8 protein-coding genes are annotated in these 21,428 nt (G+C 72.9%); 4 read left to right on the plus strand and 4 right to left on the minus strand.

Annotated elements, in window-relative coordinates; all coding sequences use genetic code 11:
• From AWX74_RS13105 to AWX74_RS13115, 3 genes are all read left to right on the plus strand, one after another.
• Positions 1-9,673, plus strand: a 9,673-nt coding sequence (locus AWX74_RS13105; RefSeq protein WP_091276731.1) for a type I polyketide synthase, incomplete at its 5' end; no start/stop codon positions are given.
• Between the two features lie 40 nt (positions 9,674-9,713).
• Positions 9,714-12,116, plus strand: coding sequence for a type I polyketide synthase (locus AWX74_RS13110; RefSeq protein WP_091275867.1), 2,403 nt, complete (start codon positions 9,714-9,716; stop codon positions 12,114-12,116).
• Between the two features lie 115 nt (positions 12,117-12,231).
• On the plus strand, positions 12,232-13,038 hold the full coding sequence (locus tag AWX74_RS13115; protein WP_226931856.1) for an SAM-dependent methyltransferase: 807 nt from the start codon (positions 12,232-12,234) through the stop codon (positions 13,036-13,038).
• A 121-nt stretch (positions 13,039-13,159) separates the two neighbouring features.
• On the opposite strand, the gene AWX74_RS13120 is transcribed toward AWX74_RS13115, so the two are convergent.
• Positions 13,160-13,891 carry a hypothetical protein gene (locus AWX74_RS13120; protein WP_091275872.1) on the minus strand — a complete coding sequence of 244 codons (732 nt, stop codon included), beginning with the start codon at positions 13,889-13,891 and terminating at the stop codon, positions 13,160-13,162.
• Between the two features lie 885 nt (positions 13,892-14,776).
• Here AWX74_RS13120 and AWX74_RS13125 point away from each other — a divergent pair.
• Entirely contained in the window at positions 14,777-15,619 is an 843-nt protein-coding gene (locus tag AWX74_RS13125; protein ID WP_091275876.1) for an alpha/beta hydrolase, read from the plus strand.
• A gap of 77 nt (positions 15,620-15,696) precedes the next feature.
• Here the strand turns inward: AWX74_RS13125 and AWX74_RS13130 are convergent, their stop codons facing one another.
• From AWX74_RS13130 to AWX74_RS13140, 3 genes are all read right to left on the minus strand, one after another.
• Positions 15,697-17,481, minus strand: a complete 1,785-nt coding sequence (locus AWX74_RS13130; protein WP_165615626.1) for a phosphatidylglycerol lysyltransferase domain-containing protein — start codon at positions 17,479-17,481, stop codon at positions 15,697-15,699.
• A 136-nt stretch (positions 17,482-17,617) separates the two neighbouring features.
• A complete protein-coding gene (locus AWX74_RS13135) occupies positions 17,618-18,685 on the minus strand; it encodes an alpha/beta hydrolase (protein ID WP_091275881.1) in 1,068 nt (355 codons plus the stop codon).
• 202 nt (positions 18,686-18,887) lie between these two features.
• Positions 18,888-20,528 (minus strand): alkaline phosphatase D family protein, encoded by a 1,641-nt coding sequence (locus AWX74_RS13140; RefSeq protein WP_091275884.1) that lies wholly within the window; start codon positions 20,526-20,528, stop codon positions 18,888-18,890.
• Positions 20,529-21,428: the final 900 nt, after the last annotated feature.

Genomic DNA, 21,428 nt, shown 5'->3' on the forward strand with positions numbered 1-21,428 from the left:
GGTGGGGGGTGTGGAGGTGGTGCGGGAGTCGGTGGCGTGGCCTGAGGTGGTGGGTCGGGTGCGGCGGGCGGGGGTGTCGTCGTTCGGGATGTCGGGGACGAACGCGCACGTCATCCTCGAAGAGCCCCCGGCGGAAGCGGCGCCCGCGGATTCCGGCTCGGAGCCGAGCGCTGCGGGCACCTCCGGCGGCGACTCGGCGAAAAGCGCCGTCGTGGCCGGTGGCTTCGGGGTCGTGCCCTGGGTTCTGTCGGCGCGGACGGCGACGGCTCTTCGGGCCCAGGCCGAGCGGCTGGCGGCCTGCCTGGCGGGCACCGGCGTCGGTGCGCCACCGCACGGTGACGGTGCTCCGTCCGCGCTGGACGTCGGCTGGTCCCTGGCCCGCGGGCGGGCGGCGCTCGACCACCGAGCGGTGGTGGTACGGGCTCTCGCGGACGGCGACGAGAACGGGCACTCCGAAGCCCTGCGGATCCTGGCCGCCGGTGACGGCGAGCCGGTGACGAACCTGGTCCGCGGGGCCGTGCGCGGTGGTGATGACCGGGTGGTGTGGGTGTTTCCGGGGCAGGGGGCGCAGTGGGCGGGGATGGGCGTGGAGCTGCTGGAGTCGTCGGCGGTGTTCGCGCGGCGGGTGGCGGAGTGTGATCAGGCGTTGCGGCCGCTGGTGGGCTGGTCGGTGGTGGATGTGCTGCGGGATGTGGCGGGGGCGCCGTCGCTCGAGCGGGTGGACGTGGTGCAGCCGGTGTCGTGGGCGGTGATGGTGGGTCTGGCGGCGGTGTGGGAGTCGTGGGGGGTACGGCCCGACGTGGTCGTGGGGCATTCACAGGGGGAGATCGCGGCGGCGTGCGTCGCGGGCGTGCTGTCGGTGCAGGACGCGGCGCGGGTGGTGGCGGTCCGGTCGCGGGTGATCGCACGGGTGCTGGCGGGTGCGGGCGGCATGGCGTCGGTGGCACTGCCGGCCGGTGAGGTCGAGGCGCTGCTGGCGGCCCAGGCCGGCGGGCTGGAGGTCGCGGCGGTGAACGGGCCGTCGGCGACCACGGTGGCCGGGCCGCCGGAGGCGCTGGCGGACCTGCTGGCCCGCTGGGAGCACGAGGGCGTACGGGCCCGGCGGCTGCCGGTGGACTACGCCTCCCACACCGCCCAGGTGGAGCGGGTCCGCGAGCCGCTCGCCGCGGAGCTCGCGGATCTGGTGCCCGCCGCGGGCACGGTGCCGGTGTGGTCGACGGTGACCGGCGGCCCGCTGGACCCGGCCGTGATGGACGGTGACTACTGGTACCGGAACCTGCGGTCGACGGTGCGCTTCGGGACCGTCATCGAGGGGCTTGTCGCGGACGGCTGCCGGGTCTTCCTGGAGGTCAGCCCGCATCCGGTGCTCACCGCGGCGGTCGCGGGCACGGCGGAGGCCGCCGGCGTCCACGACGCGGTCGTCGTCGGGTCGCTGCGGCGTGACGACGGTGGGCCGCGGCGGCTCGCCACCAGCGCGGCGGAACTGTGGGTCCGCGGCGTGGCGGTGGACTGGGGTCCGCTGGTGGCCGGGGGGCGGCTGGTCGACCTGCCCACCTACCCGTTCGAGCACCGGCGCTACTGGCTTTCGGCCACCGCCCCCACCCGGTCCGCCGACCGCGGCGACGGGTCGGAGGCGGCGTTCTGGGACATGGTCGAACAGGCCGACGTCCCCGCGCTCGCCGGTGCCCTCGACCTGGGCCCCACCGCTTCGCTGCACGACATCCTGCCGGCGCTGTCCGCGTGGCGCCGCGGCCACCGACACCGGGCCGCCCTCGACGACCTGCGCTACCGCGTCGGCTGGCAGCCGATCAGCCTGCCCACGGGCGGCGAGGCCGCCGGTACCTGGCTGTTGCTCGTTCCGTCGGCGGCGCCCGGCGAGGTCACCGCCGTGTGTGCGGACGTGGCACGTGCCCTGGCCGAGGACGGCTCCGACGTGGTGAGCCTGCCGGTCGGCGCCGAGGACGTCTCGCGGGACGCGTTCGCCAGCCGCCTGCGCTCGGCCGGGGCGGGCCGTGACGGTGCCGTCCGCGGCGTGGTCTCGCTGCTCGCGCTGACGGACGCCGCACATCCCGAGCTGCCCGGCCTGGGAGTCGGGGTGGCCGCGACGCTGGCGCTCACGCAGGCGATGGGCGACCTGGGGACCGACACGCCGTTGTGGTGCCTCACCCGCGGTGCGGTGTCCACCGGAGCCGCCGATGCCGATGCCGATGGCCCTGTGGTTGACCCGAGCCAGGCGCAGATCTGGGGCCTGGCCCGGGTGGCGGCGCTGGAGCACCCGGCCAGCTGGGGCGGACTGGTCGACCTGCCCGCGTCACTCGACGAAGGCGCACGGGGGCGGCTGAGGGACATCCTGCGAGGAAGCTCCGGCGAGGACCAGCTCGCGATCCGGGCCCAGGCCGTGTTCGCCCGCAGGCTGTCACGGGCTCCGCTCGGTGCTGTCGCGCCCCGTCGGTGGCGTCCGCGAGGGACGGTCCTGGTCACGAGCGGTGGTGGCCCGCTCGGCCCGTATCTGGTCAGCTGGCTGTTCGACCACGGCGCCGACAATGTCGTGCTCGTCGGGCCGCACCGGGCCGACGACCCCGACCTCGCCCCGCTGCATGGGCGGTCCCAGCATCCGCGGCCTGAGCAGCACCCGCGGCAGCTGACACGACTGACCGTCGCCACCTGTGACCCGGCCGATCCCGACGCGCTGGCCGCGGTCGTCGGCGCGCACGGCACCGCTGACGAGCCGATCCGCGCGGTCGTGCACGCCGCCGCGCTGCTGGGGCTGCGCCCCCTGGACGACGTCACTCCCGGCGAGCTCGCCGCTGTCCTCGCCACGAAGGCGGGTGCCGCGCAGGTCCTCGACGAGCTGTTCGACACCGACACGCTCGACGCGTTCGTGCTGTTCTCCTCGGTCACCGGAGTGTGGGGCAGCGCGGATCACGCGGCCTACGCCGCCGCGAACGCCTACCTGGACGCGCTGGCGCAGCGGCGCCGGGCCCGGGGCCTGCCCGCGACCTCGATCGCCTGGGGCCTGTGGCGACCGCTGCGGGCGGACGGCACCGCGCCCGCCACCGATTCCGTCGGCGTCGCGCCTGGCGGCAGCGACAACGACGGTTACGGCGACAACGACAGTTACGGCGACAACGACAGTTACGGCGACGGCGACGGCGCCGGCGACGATCCGACGGCACGGCGGCAGCGGGCGCGCGGACTGGGCTTTCTCGACCCGGACCTGGCGCTGGAAGCCATGGGGCAGGCACTCGACCACGACGAGACCGAGGTGGTGGTCGCCGAGATCGACTGGAGTCGTTTCATCCCCGTCTTCACCTCGGCCGGCCCCCGTCCGCTGCTCGACACGCTGCCCGAGGCACGTGAGCTGGCCGATCGTCGCACCGGGGGCGGGACGACGTCAGCGCAGGAGATGCCGCCGCTGGTCCGCCGGCTCGCCGCCCTGCCCGACGGCGAGCGTGACCGCGCGCTTGTCGACGAGGTCCGGGCCAGGGCCGCGGCCGTGCTCGGGCACGCCGACGCGGCGACGGTGGGTGCGCAGCGTGCCTTCCGGGACCTCGGCTTCGACTCACTCACCTCCGTCGACCTGCGGAACCGGATCGGCGAGGTGTTCGGCCTGCGGCTGCCGGCCACGCTGGTGTTCGACTATCCGACCCCGGCCGCGCTCGCGGAGTTCCTCGGCACGGAGCTCGCCGCGAGCCTCGGCACGAGCACCGACGCGAACCCGGTCCCCGGCCCTACCGCCGGCGGGGCGGTCGCGGGCCTCGGCGCTCTCTCCGAGGCCGAACCGGTCGCGATCGTCGCCATGGCCTGCCGGCTGCCCGGCGGGGTCCGCTCACCCGAGGACCTGTGGCGGCTGGTGGCCGACGGACAGGACGCGATCACCGAGTTCCCGGCCGACCGGGGCTGGAACCTCGATGACCTCTACGACCCGGACCCCGAGCGCCCCGGCACCTCCTATGTGCGCCACGGCGGCTTCCTCGCCGACGTCGCGGAGTTCGACGCCGAGTTCTTCGGTATCGGCCCCCGCGAGGCCTTGGCGATGGACCCCCAGCAGCGCCTGCTGCTCGAGGTGTCCTGGGAGGCGCTCGAACGCGCCGGCATCGACCCGGCCAGTCTGCACGGAACCTCCGGGGGCGTGTTCGTCGGCACCAACGTCCAGGACTACGGACCGCGGGCGATGGCCGCCGCCGAGCCGATGGAGGGCTACATCGGCATCGGCAACGCCGCCAGCGTGATGTCCGGCCGCATCTCCTACGCCCTCGGACTGCAGGGGCCGGCCGTCACGGTGGACACCGCCTGTTCGTCCTCGCTGGTGGCCCTGCACCAGGCGGTCGCGGCACTGCGGCAGGGGGAGTGCTCACTGGCCCTGGCCGGAGCCGCGGTGGTGATGTCCTCGCCGCTGATGTACGTCGAGTTCAGCCGGCAGCGCGCGCTGTCGCCGGACGGTCGCTGTCAGGCCTTCGGCGCGGGCGGCAACGGAACGGGGCTGTCCGAGGGCGTCGGGATCCTGGTCCTGGAACGGCTCGGTGACGCCCGCCGCAACGGTCATCCGGTGCTCGCCCTGGTCGAGGGCAGCGCGGTCAACTCCGACGGCGCGTCGAACGGGCTCAGCGCGCCGAACGGCCCGGCGCAGCAACGGGTGATCCGCCAGGCGCTCGCCGCCGCCGGGCTGTCCGCGTCCGACGTCGACGCGGTGGAGGCACACGGAACCGGGACGAAGCTGGGTGATCCCATCGAGGCCCAGGCGCTCATCGCCACCTACGGCCGGGACCGGCCGGCGCGGCAACCGCTGTGGCTGGGATCGCTGAAGTCCAACATCGGGCACACCCAGGCCGCCGCCGGGGTCGCCGGAGTGATCAAAATGGTCCTGGCGATGCGGCACGGCCAGCTGCCGCGCACACTGCACGCCACCGAGCCCACCCCGCACGTCGACTGGGACGCGGGCACCGTCCGGCTGCTGACCGAACGGATCCCCTGGCCGGACCGCCCCGCCGGCGCGGACCCGCGGAACGGGCCCGGCCCGGACGGACCCGACTCGAACGGGCGAGGCCCGCGCCGGGCCGGGGTCTCCGCCTTCGGGATCAGCGGCACCAACGCTCACGTGATCGTCCGTGAGGCACCCGACGACCCGGTGGAGGGCGACCCCGCGGCAGACGACCCCGCGGCTGGCGGGCCGGACGTCCCGACCGGGGCCGACGGTGGCCAGGCGCCCCGGGCGGAGCCACTCCCGGTGCCGTTGCTCGTCTCGGCGCGCAGCGAGCGGGCTCTGCGTGCCCAGGCTCGGCGACTGGCCGCCCATCTCGCCGACCATCCCGACGCGGCCGTGCCGGATGTCGGCCTGGCCACGGTGACCACACGCGGCACGTTCGACCACCGGGCCGTCGTCGTCGGCGCGGACCGCGCGGGGCTGGGCGCCGGGCTCGCGCGGCTCGCCGCCGAGCCGGGTCCCGCCGACGGGCTCGTCGCCGACCCCGCGATCACCTCCGTCACCTTCACCGACGACCCGGCGGGTGCGCTGGTCGCGCGGGGTCTGGCGCGACCTGACCCACGGGTCGCCTTCGTCTTCCCCGGGCAGGGCTCCCAGTGGGCCGGCATGGGCCGGGAGCTGCTCAGGTCCTGCCCACCGTTCCGCGAGCGGATGACCGCCTGCGCCGAGGCGTTCGCCCCCTACTTCGGCTGGTCCCTGCTGGACGTTGTCAGCGGTGCCGAGCACGCTCCCGGGCTCGACGACATCGAGGTGATCCAGCCCGCCCTGATGTCGATGATGGTGTCGCTCGCGGCGGCCTGGGAGGCCTACGGAGTGACCCCGGCCGCGGTGGTCGGGACCAGCCAGGGCGAGGTCGCCGCCGCGCACGTCGCCGGGATCCTCTCCCTCGCCGACGCCGCCCGGGTCATCGCGCTGCGCAGCCGGCTGCTGGCCGAGCGCCTGCGCGGCCGCGGAGCGTTGGCCTCCGTCGCACTGCCCGCCGCCGACGTGCGGGCCCGGCTCGCCCGCTTCGGCGGCCGGCTCGCCATCGGCGGTGTCAACGGTCCACGCCAGGTCACCGTCGCGGGGGAGACCGCCGCCCTGACGGAGCTGCTCGCCGAACTCACCGACGAGGGCGTTCGCGCGCGGAGTGTGGCGGCGTCGGTCGCGACGCACTGCGCCCAGGTGGACGGCATCCGTCCCGAGCTGATGGAGATCCTCCGGCCGGTGACGGGCAGCCGGGCGCGGATCCCGTTCTACTCGACGGTGACCGGCGGGCTGCTGGACGGGACGCCGCCCGGCGCCGAGTACTGGTACTCCAACACCCGCGAACCGGTGCTGCTCGAAGCGGCCACCACCGCGCTGCTGGCAGCCGGCTTCGACACGTTCGTCGAGGTCAGCCCGCACCCGGTGGTCGGGTTCGCGCTCGCGGAGACGGTGGAGCAGGCCGGTCGCGACGCCGCCGTCGTCGGCACGCTGCAACGAGGCGGGGGAGGGGCGGACCGCCTGCTCCACGCGCTCGCGCAGCTGCATGTCCGCGGCGTCGACGTCGACTGGCGGGCGGCGTTCGCCGGCACCCCGGCCCGCCCGGCCGCGCTGCCGACCTACGCCTTCCAACGCCGACGATTCTGGCCACGGGCCGCCGCGCCGCGCCCCGCGAGCGGCGTGACCGCGGCTGGTGAGGCGCTGGACCATCCGCTGCTCACCGAGGTGGTGCCGCTCGCCGACGGCGGCCAGCTGTTGACGGGCCGGATCGCCATCGCGACGCAGCCGTGGCTGGTCGGGCGCACCCTCGCCGGGATCCCGGTCGCGCCGGACTCCGTTCTGGTGGAACTGGCCATCCGCGCCGGTGACGAGGTCGGCGCGACGACGGTGACCGAGCTTGCCGTGACCGAACCGCTGGTTCTGCCCGAATCCGGTGGGCTTCGCATCCAGGCGCGGATCGGCCCGCCGGACGGTACCGGGCGCCGTCCGCTGACGGTGCACGCCTGCCCGGACGACGCCCCGGCTGACGCGACCTGGACGGCCCACGCGACCGCGGTGCTGACCGGCACCCCTGCGGTGCTGGCCGACACGGCCGCGCCCACCGTCGACCTGGACGTCTGGCCTCCCGCGGGCGCCTCGCCGCTGGACATCGACGTCCTCTACGCGGGCCTTCGCGCCGCGGGCCACGGAGATCCGCAGGAGGGGCCCCGGCTGACCTCCGTCTGGCGGGCACCGACCGGGCTGTTCGCCGAGATCACCCTCGGATCCGGTGCTCACGGGCCCGGCCATGACCACAGCCTCGACGCTGATCACGACGGTGGCGCCGACACGGACGCCGACACGGACGCCGACGACGACGGGAGCCGGTTCGGGCTCCACCCGGCGCTGCTCGCGGCAGCCGGTCAGCTTGCTCTCTGGCACCATCTGGAGGCCGATGGGGCCGGGCAGGCCTCCCGACCAGGTCGTGGGTCGCCCGTTCCCGGGGCGGGAGGGCTCACCGGCTCGGTCCCGACGGCCGCCGGCGCACCGGTCGTCACCTCCGCCGAATATCACGAGGTGTGCCTGCACGCGACCGGGGCGCGGACCCTCCGCGTCCACGCCGTCGGCGCCGGGCCGGACGCGGTCGCCGTGCGGATCGCCGACCATACCGGCGCGCCGGTGGCGTCGGTCGGCTCGATCGTGTTCCGGGAGGTGGAGCCCACTCGGCTGCGCGCGCGGCCCGGGCAGCTCACGGACGCGATGTTCGCGGTCGAATGGGTACCGGCGACGGGCCAGGCCCAGCCCGGGTCGGGCCAGGTGGTTCCGGCGCCGGCGGCACGGCGGTGGGCGGTCGTGGGGCCGGATCCGTTCGGGCTGCGCACCGCGCTCGCGCTGGCCGGCGTGGACATCCACGGCTGCGCCGATCTGGCCGAGGCGGCCGGGGACGGCACGGGGCATCCTGTTCCCGACGTCCTCCTGGTCACCTGCCCGCCGCGGCCGACGGAGGCCACCGAATCCGGTGGTGACATCGCGCTGGCGGCGCGCGCGGCCCTGCGGCGGATCCTGACACTGGCGCGGGACTGGCTCGCCGACGAGCGTTTCGCCGCCACCAGGTTCGTCGTCGTCACCAGAGACGCGGTCGCGGACGCGCCCGGCGATGGCGGTGTCGATCTCGTCACCGCACCGGTCTGGGGGCTCGTCGCCTCCGCCGCGTCCGAGAACCCGGATCGTTTCCTGCTCGTGGATGTCGATGCCGCCCCGGAGTCGTCCCGAGCTCTGCCGGCCGCGGTCAGCTGCCCGGAGCCCCGGGTCGTGATCCGGGCCGGTGCCGTGTTGGGCCAGCGGCTCGTCCGCGCGTCGACGGCCAGATCGACAGCCAGAGCAACCGCCAGGTCGACGGCGACGTCGACGGGTGCCGAGGCGACGACGGAGGCGCCCGCCGGGTGGAGGCGCGACGGGACGACGCTGATCACCGGAGGCACCGGAACGCTCGGCGGGCTGGTCGCGCGGCATCTGGTCACCACGCACGGAGTCCGGCACCTGTTGCTGGCCAGCCGCGGCGGCCCGCACGCCCCCGGCGCCACCGCGCTGGCCGACGAGCTGGCCGCGCTGGGCGCCCGGGTCACGGTGGCGGCCTGCGATGTCGCGGACCGGGCCGCGGTGGCCGACCTGCTGGCCGCGATCCCCGCCGATCATCCGCTGACCGCGGTCGTCCACACCGCCGGTGTGCTCGACGACGGCGTGCTCGGCTCCCTCACCCCTGACCGCCTGGAGCGCGTGCTGCGCCCGAAGATGGACGCCGCGCTGCACCTGCACGAGCTGACCCAGGGCCACGACCTGCACGCGTTCGTGATGTTCTCGTCGTCCGCGGCGACGTTCGGCAGCCCCGGGCAGGGCAACTACGCCGCCGCCAACACCTTCCTGGAGGCGCTGGCCCGCCACCGCCGCCTCGCCGGGCTGCCCGCGGTCGCCCTCGGCTGGGGATACTGGGCTCCTCGCAGCGCGATGGCCGGCCATCTCGAGCCAGCCGCACTGGCGCGCCGGATGGCCGCGGGCGGACTGCTCCCGATCTCCGCGGCCGATGGGATGGCACTGCTGGACGCCGCGCTCGCCGACGATCGTCCCGTCCTGCTGCCGATGCGGCTGGATCCGCGCTCGCTGCCGGCCGACGCTGTCACGCCACTGCTGCGCGGCCTCGTCCGCCGTCCGGTCCGGCGGACGGTCGACAGCGCCACCGGGGTCTCGGCCCGCACCCTGACCCAGCGGCTGGCCGGGCTGAGCGCCACCGAGCGGGACAGGCTCCTGCTGGATGCCGTGTGCGCCACGGCCGCGGCGGCGCTGGGCCACGCGTCCGCCGACGAGGTGGCCCCACACCGGCCGTTCAAGGAACTGGGGTTCGACTCACTGGCGTCACTGCAGTTCCGCAACCGACTGGCGGCCGCGACCGGGGTGCGTCTGCGGCCGACGCTCGTCTTCGACTTTCCGACGCCCGCCGCGATTGCCGGCCACCTGCGGGATCAGCTGCATGCCCCCGATCCAGCCACCGGGAGCGACGACACCTCGCCCCGCACCGCGCCCAGCTCGGGGCCCGGCTCGGGGCCCGGCTCGGGGCCCGGCGACGTGGCGGCGGGACCGCCGGTGGCCGTGGCCGCTCACGGCGGGGAACCGGACGAGCACATCGACACCGCGTTCGACGAGATGGATGCCGAGGCCCTGATCCGGCTGGCGCTCGGCGACGACTCCTGATCGACCGACCTGTGTGCGACACCGACCGCCGGAGGCAAGGGTGACCAACACCGCCGACAGACTCGTCGAGGCGCTGCGGGCGACGATGAAGGAGAACGAGCGCCTGCGTCGGCAGCTCGCCGCGACGACCGAACCCATCGCCGTGATCGGGATGGCCTGCCGTTTCCCGGGCGGTCTGCGTTCCCCGGACGAGCTGTGGCGGTTCGTCGCCGCCGGCGGCGACGCGATCTCCCCGTTCCCGTCGAACCGCGGGTGGGACACGTCCGCCCTGCCGTGCTTCGGTGGCGGGTTCCTGCACGACGCGGCCGACTTCGACCCGGAGTTCTTCGGCCTTACGGAGAACGAGGCGCTGGCGACCGACCCGCAGCAGCGCCTGCTGCTGGAGACCTCGTGGGAGGCGTTCGAGCACGCGGGCATCGACCCGCTCACCGCCCGCGGCAGCAGTACCGGTGTGTTCTTCGGCGTGATCTTTCACGACTATGGTTACCGGTTGCGCCCGCCCCCTCCGGGAATCGACGGCTACACCTACTTCGGCAGCGCAGGCAGCATCGCGTCCGGCCGGGTCGCCTACACCCTCGGCCTCGAAGGACCGTGCGTCACCCTGGACGCCGCCTGCGCCTCGTCGCTCGTCGGCCTGCACCTGGCCAGCCAGGCCCTGCGGCGTGGTGAGTGCTCCCTGGCGCTGGTCGGCGGGGTGTCCGTGCTCGCCACCACCGAGCTGTGGGAGGAGACCACCAGGACGGGCCAGGGCCTGGCCGCGGACAGCCGCTGCAAGTCGTTCGCCGCCGCCGCCGACGGCACCGGCATCTCCGAAGGCGTCGGCGTCCTGCTGGTGGAACGCCTCAGCGTCGCCCGGCGCAACGGTCACCCGGTGCTCGCGGTGGTGCGCGGCAGCGCGGTCGACCAGAGCGGTGCCACCAACGGCTTCACCGCGCCCAGCGCGGCATCCCAGGAACGGCTGATCACCCGCGCGCTCGCGGACGCCCGCCTCGAACCGGGCGACGTCGACGCGGTCGAGGGCCACGGCACCGGCACCCCGGTCGGCGACCCGATCGAGCTCGCCGCGCTGCTCGCGACCTACGGCCGTGGCCGGCCCACCGGCCGGCCGCTGTGGCTCGGATCGCTGAAGTCGAACCTCGGGCACACCCAGGCCGCCGGCGGTGCCGGTGCCGTGATCAAGGCCGTGATGGCGATGCGGCACGGGGTTCTCCCGCGCACCCTGCACGTGGACGCGCCGACCCCGCACGCCGACTGGGCACACGGCGGTGTGGCGCTGTTGCGGGAATCCGTCCCCTGGCCGGCCACCGAAGGCCGCCCCAGGCGGATCGGTGTCTCCTCCTTCGGAGCCAACGGCACCCTGGCCCACGCCGTCCTCGAACAGGTTCCGCGGGAGAACGAGGAACCCACGGCCCGCCGCGCGGGCGAAGGCAGCGACGGGGGCCTTGCCGTCGTGCCCTGGCTGCTCTCGGCGCGATCCGCGGCCGGCCTGCGCGGTCAGGCCGAGCGACTGCTCGCGCACCTGAACGAAAACCCCGACCTCGCCCCGGCCGATGTCGCGTACACGCTGGCGACCGGCCGCTCCGCCTTCGAGCACCGGGCGGTACTCGTCGCCGCCGACGTCGCCCAGCTCAGTCGGGGACTCGCCGCCGTCGCCGCGGGAACCCACACAGCCGAGACGGAGGTCGCACCCGCCGACGGTTCGCGCGCCGTCGGTTCGGCGGAGCCGGTGACCGTGACGCGAGGTGTCGTCAGCGCGGGGCACGCCGACCGGGCCGCTCCGGTCGGCACGACATCCGGCTTCGCGGCTGCCGGCGTTCCGCTCGCCTTCGTCTTCCCCGACCGGCCCGGCAGGCTTCCGGGCCATGGCAGCGCGCTGGCGGAGCGCTTCGCCGCCTTCGCGGCCGCACTGCGGGCCATCGGCACTGCGTTCGACGAACCAGGGCTCGAACGCGCGGGCGGGAACACCGCCCCGGAGGCCTGGGCGGGTTTCGCCTCGCAGGTCGCGCTCTGCCGGCTGTTGGAATCCTGCGGAGTGCGCGCGGACATGGTTCTCGGCGTCGGCACGGGCGAACTGGCCGCCGCATATGTGAACGGCACCCTGACCGCCGACGACGTACGCGCTCTGATCGCGACGCATCCGTCGTCGGTCCCGTCGTCCCCTGACGACCGCCGGGTTCCCTCCACCGCCACGGCGGTGGTCATCGGGACGTCCGCGGCGGATGGCGGCAGGTCGAACGGCGCAGCCGACCTGGTGTTGCTACCCGCTGGCCGCACAGCGGTCCGGGGCGTCACGGATCTGCTGGCCGCGCTGCACATCCGCGGCGTCGTGGTGAACTGGCAGGCATTCCTCACCGGAACCGGCGCCCGCAGGGTGGACCTGCCCACCTACGCCTTCCAGCGCAGACGTTTCTGGCTGGAGGCCGGTGCGGCGCGGAAGACCTGAGCACACACGGCCCGGCGGGTTGCCGGTGGAAGACAACGACTTACGCCCAACAGACGCCGGGTCGGGAGTCTCCGATCGTGACCATCCCGCTGCGGGATGCACCAGGGTGTGCATGATGGTCAACATGGGTGCTGACGAGTTGGCGCAGAGCGCATGGTCCCGGGTGGACACGGATGTGCCGCACTCCGCGCGGGTCTGGAACTACTGGCTCGGAGGCAAGGACAACTTTCCCGCCGACCGGGAGTTGGGCGACAAGGTCTACGAGGTCTACCCGGACATTGTCCGGGTCGCCCGCGCGCAGCGGGAGTTCCTGGTCCGCGCGGTCACGTTTCTCGCCGGCGAGGTCGGTATTCGCCAGTTCCTGGACATCGGCACCGGCCTGCCGACGGCGGACAACACCCATGAGGTCGCGCAGCGAATCGCCCCGGAGTCCCGCGTCGTCTATGTCGACAACGATCCGCTGGTGCTGGTGCATGCCCGCGCACTGCTGACCAGCGCACCCGGCGGCGCCACCGCCTATGTCGACTCCGACGTTCGTGACCCCGCCGGAATTCTCACCGGGGCGGCCGAGCTCCTGGACTTCACCAGGCCGGTCGCGCTCGTCATGTTCGGCATCATGGGGAATGTCGCCGACACCGATGAGGCACGGGCAATCGTGAGGCACCTGCTCGGCGAGGTGCCGTCGGGCAGCTATTTGGCGCTCAACGACGGCACCCACGGCGAGGACGTCGACAAGGCGATCGAGATCACCCAGGCCGACGGTCACCCCTACAACCTGCGCACCCCGGAGCAGGTCACATCCTTCTTCGACGGGCTCGAGATCGTCGAGCCGGGCGTGGTCTCGACGCCGTTCTGGCGGCCCGTGCCCGGGCAGGAGCCGCAGTCGCTCCACATCTTCGGTGGTGTTGGCCGCAAGCCGTAGCCCGCTCTCGGCGCGGATCGGCCGTGCGCGAGCTCCCCTGAACCCGAAGCTCGCCACGACAACAACCCGCGTATCGCGAGCTCGGTGCGCGCCCGCTCCGTGGTCAGCACAGCATCACCAGTCAGCCCAGCTGCGCCTCGGCCAGTCCTCCGACGAGGGCGACATCATGCCCGGGTGCGGCCCGGCAGTGCCAGGCCGGCCATCCCGAATCGCCCGGCCCCGAATCGCCCGGCCCCGAATCGCCCGGCCCCGAGTCCCGGTCGGGCAGATGCAGGCCGCGGCGATGAAGCGAACAGGTCGGCCAGTAGGACTGGAATGTTTCCATAATGCATTCCTGCGTGCTCGCCGCGATCGACCGGACCAGGTGGGGCAGGTCCGCTCCGCTCGAGAACTCCTGTGGGTCCGCGCACCACGAGCCCAGGAACGGCTCGTCGTCGAAGCCGACCTCAAGAATCGGATCGCCGTCGTCGTCGGATCGGCCCGACCAGAAGAGCGTCAGCCGGCCGACCCGGCTCTCGATCGGTGCCAGATCTCGCCGCACCACCGCCAGCGCCTGCTCGGCGCGGTGGACGAGATCGGGTGCGAGTTGCGTGCGCGCCGCGGCCCAGGGCACAACCTTGCTCCGGGGGTCAGCCGGATCCACCGCGAGATCTGGATCGCGGCCCAGTTCCTGCAACACCACCGGGAGCAGACGGCGTGCCTCGAGCTCATCTCGGAAACCGAGCCCGGCAAGCTCTCGCAGGCTCGGGCTGTCGAAACCGCTCGCCAATGCGTCCGCCGCGAGATGCGGCAGGCTGACACCGGGCTTCGAGGTTGTCCGCAGTTCACGCCAGGCAGCCTCAAGACCGTCCACCTCACCATTATGTAGTGAGTCGGCCAATGAGGGGCGGCGCCGGGAATGCCTGGCTCGGCCGCTGGCCGGCCACAGATGGACGCCGGAACTGCTGAGCTCAGGGGCTCGGCCCGGACCGGCGGCGGGACAGCGACGCGCCCTGGGGTGGAGTGCCAGCCCGCGTGCGTCGCATCAGGTGCGTCCGCGGAGCAGGGGCGGGAGCGCGACCTCGTGCGCACACGCACCGGTCCAGCCGCGCGTCCGGCCTCCTGCCCTGGCTGCGTGCCCGGCCTCCCGCCCCGGCTGCCCGCCCGGCCCGGTTCGGAAGCCGATGACGGCCGCTTTCCGGGCATTGCGTCGGTGGGGCGGCGTCAGAATTACAGCGGCCTACCGCGAAACTGTTGACATCCGGGCCGCGGCGGCGCAGAGTCGTCGTATGTCGCGGCTGGGTTCGCCAACACTGGGTTCGCCAACAACCAGGGTTTTGCGTGCGACGCGCCTCGTGACCCGCTGCCACATCGACTTTCTGCTGGTTTCCTCCGCGGCCTGTTGACGGTCATCCGCGTACTGAGGTTGCCGGCCGTCGCTTGGGTCGCCCCGTTGCTCGCGGTGGCCTGATCATGGTGTTTTCCGTACCCGCCTGACAGTTTCTCCCACCGAGCGTTCCGGCCCTGGCTGGGGTGCTTTCCGTCGGGTGGACGACGCGCGGGCCCGGTGCAGTCACCGACATCCTGAACGGTTTCCCGTACAGTTCTACGGCACTGTTGTGTCGACGTTTCCGTTGCCGGTTTTCCGGCGGTTCTCACACCGGTTTCCGAGCTCATTGGCGAAGAAACCGGGCCCGTCCCTCCCGTCCGGGACAAACGGCGTGTTCGGCGCCGGTGTCCCCGTTTCCAGGAGCAACAGATGTCCTCCGTCACTGACAGCCGACAGACCCCGGCGCGCTCCAACCGCCATCTTCGCGGCTATCTCGGTCGCGCCGCTACCCGCTTCTGGCCCGCGATGGACGGGAACAGCCCGCCCCGCGCGTCGATCGTGCTCATGCCCGGCCGCGGCGAGGACGTCACCCACTTCGAACGGGTCGCGCTGCGGCTGGCTGTCGACGGCTACGACGTGACGTTCCTTGGGTCGGCCGAACATGCCGACGTCGCGCTTGCCGAAGCCCGGCGGCCCGGGGCCCCGTTCGTCCTGTTCGGTTCCGACACCGGGGCGTTGCGCGCGCTGGAGCTGGCTGGTTCACCGGCGCTGCGGCCGGACGCGCTCGTCCTGCTCGGCCTGCCGCTGCTGCACCGGGCGTTCGCGGGCGAGATGCCCGAGGGCCTGCCGCCGCGGGCGCTTCCCGATCTTCCCGCTCTGCTCATCCACGGCCGTCACGACGAGGTCAGCCCGCACCACCTCGCGCGGATCATCACCCGGACGGTGCGGACCGCCCGGCTGGAGTCGGTACCGGGTGGCCACCGGGTCCTGTCCGGGCCTGGTGCGCGGCTGGCCGCGGCGCTCACCGTGCTGTTCGTCGAGTCGCTGCTACAGGGCAATCATCCGGGGTCTCGGGGCGGCCTTCCGGCGGATCGCCTCGGTGCTGGTGATGGTGCTGGCGCCAGGGCTGGTGCCGGCGCGGGTTCGCGTGTCGGCGCCGGTGCCGCGGCCCGCTCCGACGCCGGTGTCGCGGGGATCGCCGGTACGGTGACGTGGGCCCCCGGCGTCCCACGGCAGATCAGCGGCACGATGCGGCGAGTGGGCGGTTCCTGATACCCAAGGGGATCACCGCCGGCTCCGGGACAGTCACACGGCGGAGGAGACCGCGCACTCGCGCCGCTGACCGGTCGCTAGCCCTCGCAGCGCCTGCCGCGGTGGCGGCGGGGGAGCGGGAGGTGTTCCCGCCAGCGTGGCCAGACCAGGAACGCCTCGGCCTCGAGCATGGCCAGGGCGATCCGGGGCAGGTCAACGGTGTTGGGATAACAGACATAGCGTGGCGACCAGGTCGGGGAGAACTTGGCGTTGAACCGGTAGAGGCTGTCGATCTGGAACCAGCGGGAAAGGAAGATCAGCAGCCCGCGCCACCAGCGGATCATCGGGCCGGCGCCGAGGCGTTCGCCGCGTTCGATCGCGGATCGGAAGACCGCGAAGTTCAGCGAGATCCGCCGTACACCGAGCTGCTGGGCCTGGCGCACGGCCTGGACGATGAGGAACTCGTTGACGCCGTTGTCGGCGGTGCGGTCGCGTGTCATGACGTCCAGCGACAGCCCGTCGCGCCCCCAGGGAACGAAGTGGAGCACCGCGCGCGGTCTGGGCTCGGCGGTCTCGTCCGGCTTCGCCTCCTCCGGGGGCAGGGCCGCGTCCTGCGGTGCCGCGGTGCCGGGTGCTTCCCGGTCGGGCGGCGGTGCCCCGGCCGAGTAGGCCGTGACGACGACGCAGTTGCCATCGGCGGGATCACCGATGCGGCCCAGCGCCATGGAGAACCCACGTTCGGTCTCACTGCCGCGCCAGCGGGCCACCTGGTTGCGCAGCAGTGCCAGATCCTGCGGGGTCAGTTCGCTGACCCGTTGGACGACCGCGGTGTAGCCGGCGCGCTCGACGCGGGCGACGGCCTGGCGGACGTTGCGCATCGACCGGCCTTCCAGGCTGAAGGCCGCGGTGTCGAGGATGGCCTCGTCCCCGATCTCCAACACCGACAGGCCGACGCGGGTCCAGGCCAGGCCGCCCGCCTCGGAGCATCCGATGACCGCGGGGACCCAGGCATGATCGGCCGCCTCACGAAGGAACTCGGTGAGAGCCCCGGGCCAGGCCTCCCGGTCTCCGAGCGGGTCACCGCTGGCGAGCATCACACCTGAGACCACGCGGTAGGCCACGCAGGCCTTTCCGCTCGGCGACCAGACAACGGACTTGTCCGAGCGCAGGACGAAGTAGCCGAGCGAGTCGTCCGCTCCGCGCCGGGCCAGCAGGGCACGCACCCGGGCCACGTCCTCCTCGGTCAGCATCGGACGGGGCTCGGGCGGCCGCAGCGCGAGGTAGCCGGTGCTGACGATGGTCAGCACGCCCATGGTCAGCAGGATCCGGAAGACGAGATCGGCGAACCGGGCCGAGGCGAACGTCAGCGGGCCCTGGATTCCGACCATCCCCAGGACGACCTGTTCCAGCTGGGCCGACAGCGGATGCGGGCCGACGATCCGGTCGTGGCGCAGCCGCAGCAGAACCAGGCCGACCACGATGGAGACCACGGCGAGGAACGACCCGACGCCGATCGCGCGCCAGCGTGTCGTCGGGTCACCCTTGGCGCGGAACTCCCCGCGGGTCACCACGAGGGCCGCCAGCAGGGCCGCCGACCCGGTGGCCTCCTCGTAGTCCAGGCCCTTGAGCACGTGCAGGACGACGCTGACGGCCAACAGGACCACCGTGGCCCGCCAGGCCCGCCGCTTCCGCCGGCGCAGCCCCGCGGAGAGCAGCACCAGCAGCATCCCGACGACGACGGTGAACGCAGACGCCTGCCGTGACACCGCCATGGGCAGCAGTGCCCTCAGGTCGTCGAGGCGCGAGCGCCACCCCGGGGTCACGGCCGAGGCCATGTCCAGCAGACCGATGGCGAGTGTCAGCAGAGCGGCGACACGCGGGATCCACCGCCGCTTCTCCCGGGCCGCCTGAGCGGACCCACGGCACTTCGGCAACAGCTCTCCCTGCTTCACGGACATGCCAGCCCGACGTGAACTCCCGAGTATGGAGGCCGTCGCGTTGCGTGCGGCACGAGGGCTGTCACATCGCCCAGTGCAGGGCGTCGCGCAGCGCCGGCCGCCACACGCCGAAGTCGTGCCCGCCCGGTCGCAACCACAGCGTGACGGTGAAGCCGCGGCGCCCGGAGAGGACACGCGCCATCTCCCGGATGTCGCCCAGCGGCTCGTGATCATCGCGGCCGCAGTCGAGCCAGACCCGCATCGGCGGGTTGGGCGGCAGCGTCGAGGCGTAGCGCGCGGGTGTGTTCGCGGCGACGACCTGCGCGAGATCCGGACGAGGGCCGAAGAGCTTCGCCATTCCCGGGTCGAAGGTGGGTCTGGCCAGGCCGGAGAGGTCGATAATGGTCGCGACGAGGTCGCGGTGGCGCAGGCCGAGGTTCAGCGCGCAGAACCCGCCCGCCGACATACCGGCCAGCACCCGGTCGGTCCGGTCCGGGATCGACCGCAGCCGGGTGTCGATCGCGGGGATCACATCCTGGATCACGTACGTCTCGACGTGCTCGGTGGCCCCGTCGACGCATTCGCTGTCATCCAGCCAGCCGCGGCTCACCCGCGGCGCGACGAGGATCGCGGGCCGGGGCACGCGCCCAGGCGAGCCGCCCGCCGCCTCATCCGCGCCGATCTGGGCGGCCTCGCCGCCGCGGAACCAGTCGGTGGGCACCCCCGGGGATCCATGCAGGAGGTAGACGACGGGGAAGCGGGCCCGCGGCTCGGTGAAGTACTGCGGCGGCAGGTAGACCATGGCGTCGCGGGTACCGAAACCGCTGCGCGTGCCGGCGATCGGCAGCTCGACGACAACCCCGTCGGGATAGCGCCGCCCCGATCCCGGGGCCAGGGCCTCGTCCGCCGGCGCCGTCGGCCAGGACTTCACCCCGAGGACGTCGTCGAGGCGCGGCAGGTAGCCGTAGTGGGCGTTGACGAGGTCACCGGCCGTCGCCACGGTGAGCAGGAACGCCAGGCACCCGGCCGCGATCGGGCCGGCCCGGCCGCGCCGGCGCACCGCGAGCAGGGCGCAGACCGCCCAGCAGATCACCGTCAGCGCCACCAGGGCCGACAGGAACCACCCGCTGATGATGACCACAGAGCCCACCGCACGAGCCCGTCCCACTCCCGGCGCGTGGGCTCCGGTACGTACGGCCCGCGCTCTGCCACCACTATGGCCCACGATGGCGCGTGGTTCCGGTCCGTTCCAGCGGATCCGGGTGGGTGTCCTCCCGGTGGGGGTGGGAGGACACCCTGGGCGTGATGCCGTCAGCGGGCTGTCAGCGCACGACCTGTCAGCGCACGACCGGTCAGCGCGTGACCAGGCCGGGGTTGCCCGCCTCGGTGGTGAAGGAGCCGGCGGTCACAAGGGTGCCGTCGGGGGTGGTGACCCTACTGACGGTCTTCCAGTCGACGTCGGCGGACTCGCGGCCGAGGTTGACAAGGACGTAACCGCGCAGGCCGTTGTAGAACTTCAGATGCGGGTTGCGGGCCAGGTAGTTGGCCCAGTTCGACGGCTGGGCGGAACCGTTGCCACCACTGGTGATCGAAGTGGCGACGATCTCGGTGCCGAGGACCTTCGACGCCGGGTCGGCCCAGTCGTCGAGGATGTCGAATCCGTACGCCACGTGCACGTCACCGGTGAGGACCATCAGTTCCCTGCCGGAGTTCCCCCTGCCGGGCAGACTGTTCTTCCAGCCGTCGATCAGCCGCTGCCGCGACGCCGGGTAGCCGTCCCAGGAGTCCATCGACAGGGTCCCGTCGCCGTTGGGGTTCGCCCGGCGGGAGAAGGTGACCTGCTGAGCGACGACGTTCCACTGCGCCTTCGACCTCGCCCATCCGTCGGTGAGCCACTTCTCCTGGTCGAGGCCTGGCAGCGTCTGGGACTCGGCCTCGGACGCCGCGGTCGGCAGCTTCCAGCCGTCGCCGTTGGCCTGGTCGGTGCGGTACTGACGGGTGTCGAGGACGTCGAACTGCGCCAGCCTGCCCCAGTTGAGGCGCCGGTAGAGCTGCATGTCCGGCCCGTTCGGGAACTGCGGCCTGCGCAGCGGCTGGTTCTCCCAGTACGCGCGGTAGGCGGCGGCGCGCCGGAGCAGGAAGTCCGCCACCGGCCCGTTGGTCTCGGAGGTCTCGTCGGCGTAGTTGTTCTCGACCTCATGGTCGTCCCAGGTGACGACGAACGGGTGGGCGGCGTGCGCGGCCATCAGATCCGGGTCCGACTTGTACAGGCCGTAGCGGATCCGGTAGTCGTCCAGGGTGGCCGTCTCGAGGCTGACCGTGGCGGGCAGCACCCGGTCGGTGTAGGCACGGGCGCCACCGACGGCGCTGACCGCGTACTCGTAGAGGTAGTCGCCGGTGTGGAAGACGGCGTGCACGTCCTCCTGCGCCAGGTACCGGTGGGCGGTGTAGTAGCCCTGGTCGTAGCGCTGGCAGGAGACGTTCGCGAACCTCATCGAGCGCACCGGGGCGCCCGGGGCGGGCGCGGTCCGGGTCCGGCCGACCGGGCTCACCCAGGTGCCCACGCGGAACCGGTAGTAGTACTCACGGTCCGGCGACAGGCCCTGGACGTCCACGTGCACGGAGTGGCCGAACTCGGGGTGCGCCCATTCCTGGCCGCGGCGCACGACGCGACGGAACTGTTCGTCGGAGGCGAGCTCCCAGCTGACGGAGATCCGGGCCGCGGGCAGCCCGCCGTCGGCGACGAGCGGTTCCGGTGCCAGCCGGGTCCACAGCAGCGTCGAGTTGTGCTGCGGGTCGCCGGAAGCCACGCCGAGCGTGAACGGGTTGCTCGTCACCTGGGTCGCCGCGAGCTCGGGCGCACTGGCCGAGGCCATGCCGGGAAGCCCGACGGTGAACGCGAGTGTCGCGGCCGCGCCGGACAGGGTGAGGAACCTACGCCGTTCCAGGCCACGAGCAGCTGCCCGCAGTTCGGCGGAGTACTCAGAACTCATCGTCACGCGATGCCTTCCTCGTTGAGGGGCTGACGGCGTGTCAGCCTCTCAACGAGAGGTGGCCGCCTGGGAAACGCGGAACGTCCGACTGGAACCGATTTGTCAAAGCGAAAAATCGGGTGATCACGCTTCGCCGCGGGCATCCGGTGTGAAACTGCCTCGCCGAACAGATGAAACTGCTGGTCAGTGGTCGTATTCGGTGCCGGGGTGATCCTGTCGTGCGTGCCCGCGAGAGGTCTCGGGCCCTCACTGCGCGTGCTGTGAGGAGCGATCTGTGCCGGCCTGGAGGCAGGGTCGATCCCGCATCCTGACGTGCTGTCGAGGGACAACGTCCCGACGGTGCCGGGGCGTCCGGCCCGCCTATGGTGGGCACAAAGAGTCATTATTTTCTCGACGGATCGTCATTACGTACTAGTGTCCAGTCTGGCTCCGCTACTGACGGTGCGATGGTGTAGCGGAACTCGCGGTGGGACGCCGGATGGGATGGCGATGTCGGAGGCCGCGCCGGGGCGACGTCGAACCGTCCGCCGCGCCGGGTCGGCGATGTGGTGACGGACGCTGCTAGCAGGGCGGCCCGGTCGACGAGAGGAAGGAAGTCGGCGGAAGCCACCGTGAGACCACGGAAAAATTAATCAGACCAATGCTGGGTCGCCAGCTGGATCACTGTGGTCTCCGGTTTGGTTGGGCGGTGGAGAATCCTCACGGTCTGTGTTCGTAACAGGAAAAGGACAGGGCTAGGGGGGACCACGGTGGCGGGCCACTTCTGACTAATTGTGCGAGCTTCCCGTATCCCGGATCGCCGGGATACGGGAAGCTCGCACTGCGCCCGACGGCGCGCCTTGAACTCGACCGGTGGTTTCCGCCGTCGAGCTGTACGACGGGGGAGTATCTGCGGTGATC

Source organism: Parafrankia irregularis (assembly GCF_001536285.1).
Classification (GTDB): domain Bacteria; phylum Actinomycetota; class Actinomycetes; order Frankiales; family Frankiaceae; genus Parafrankia; species Parafrankia irregularis.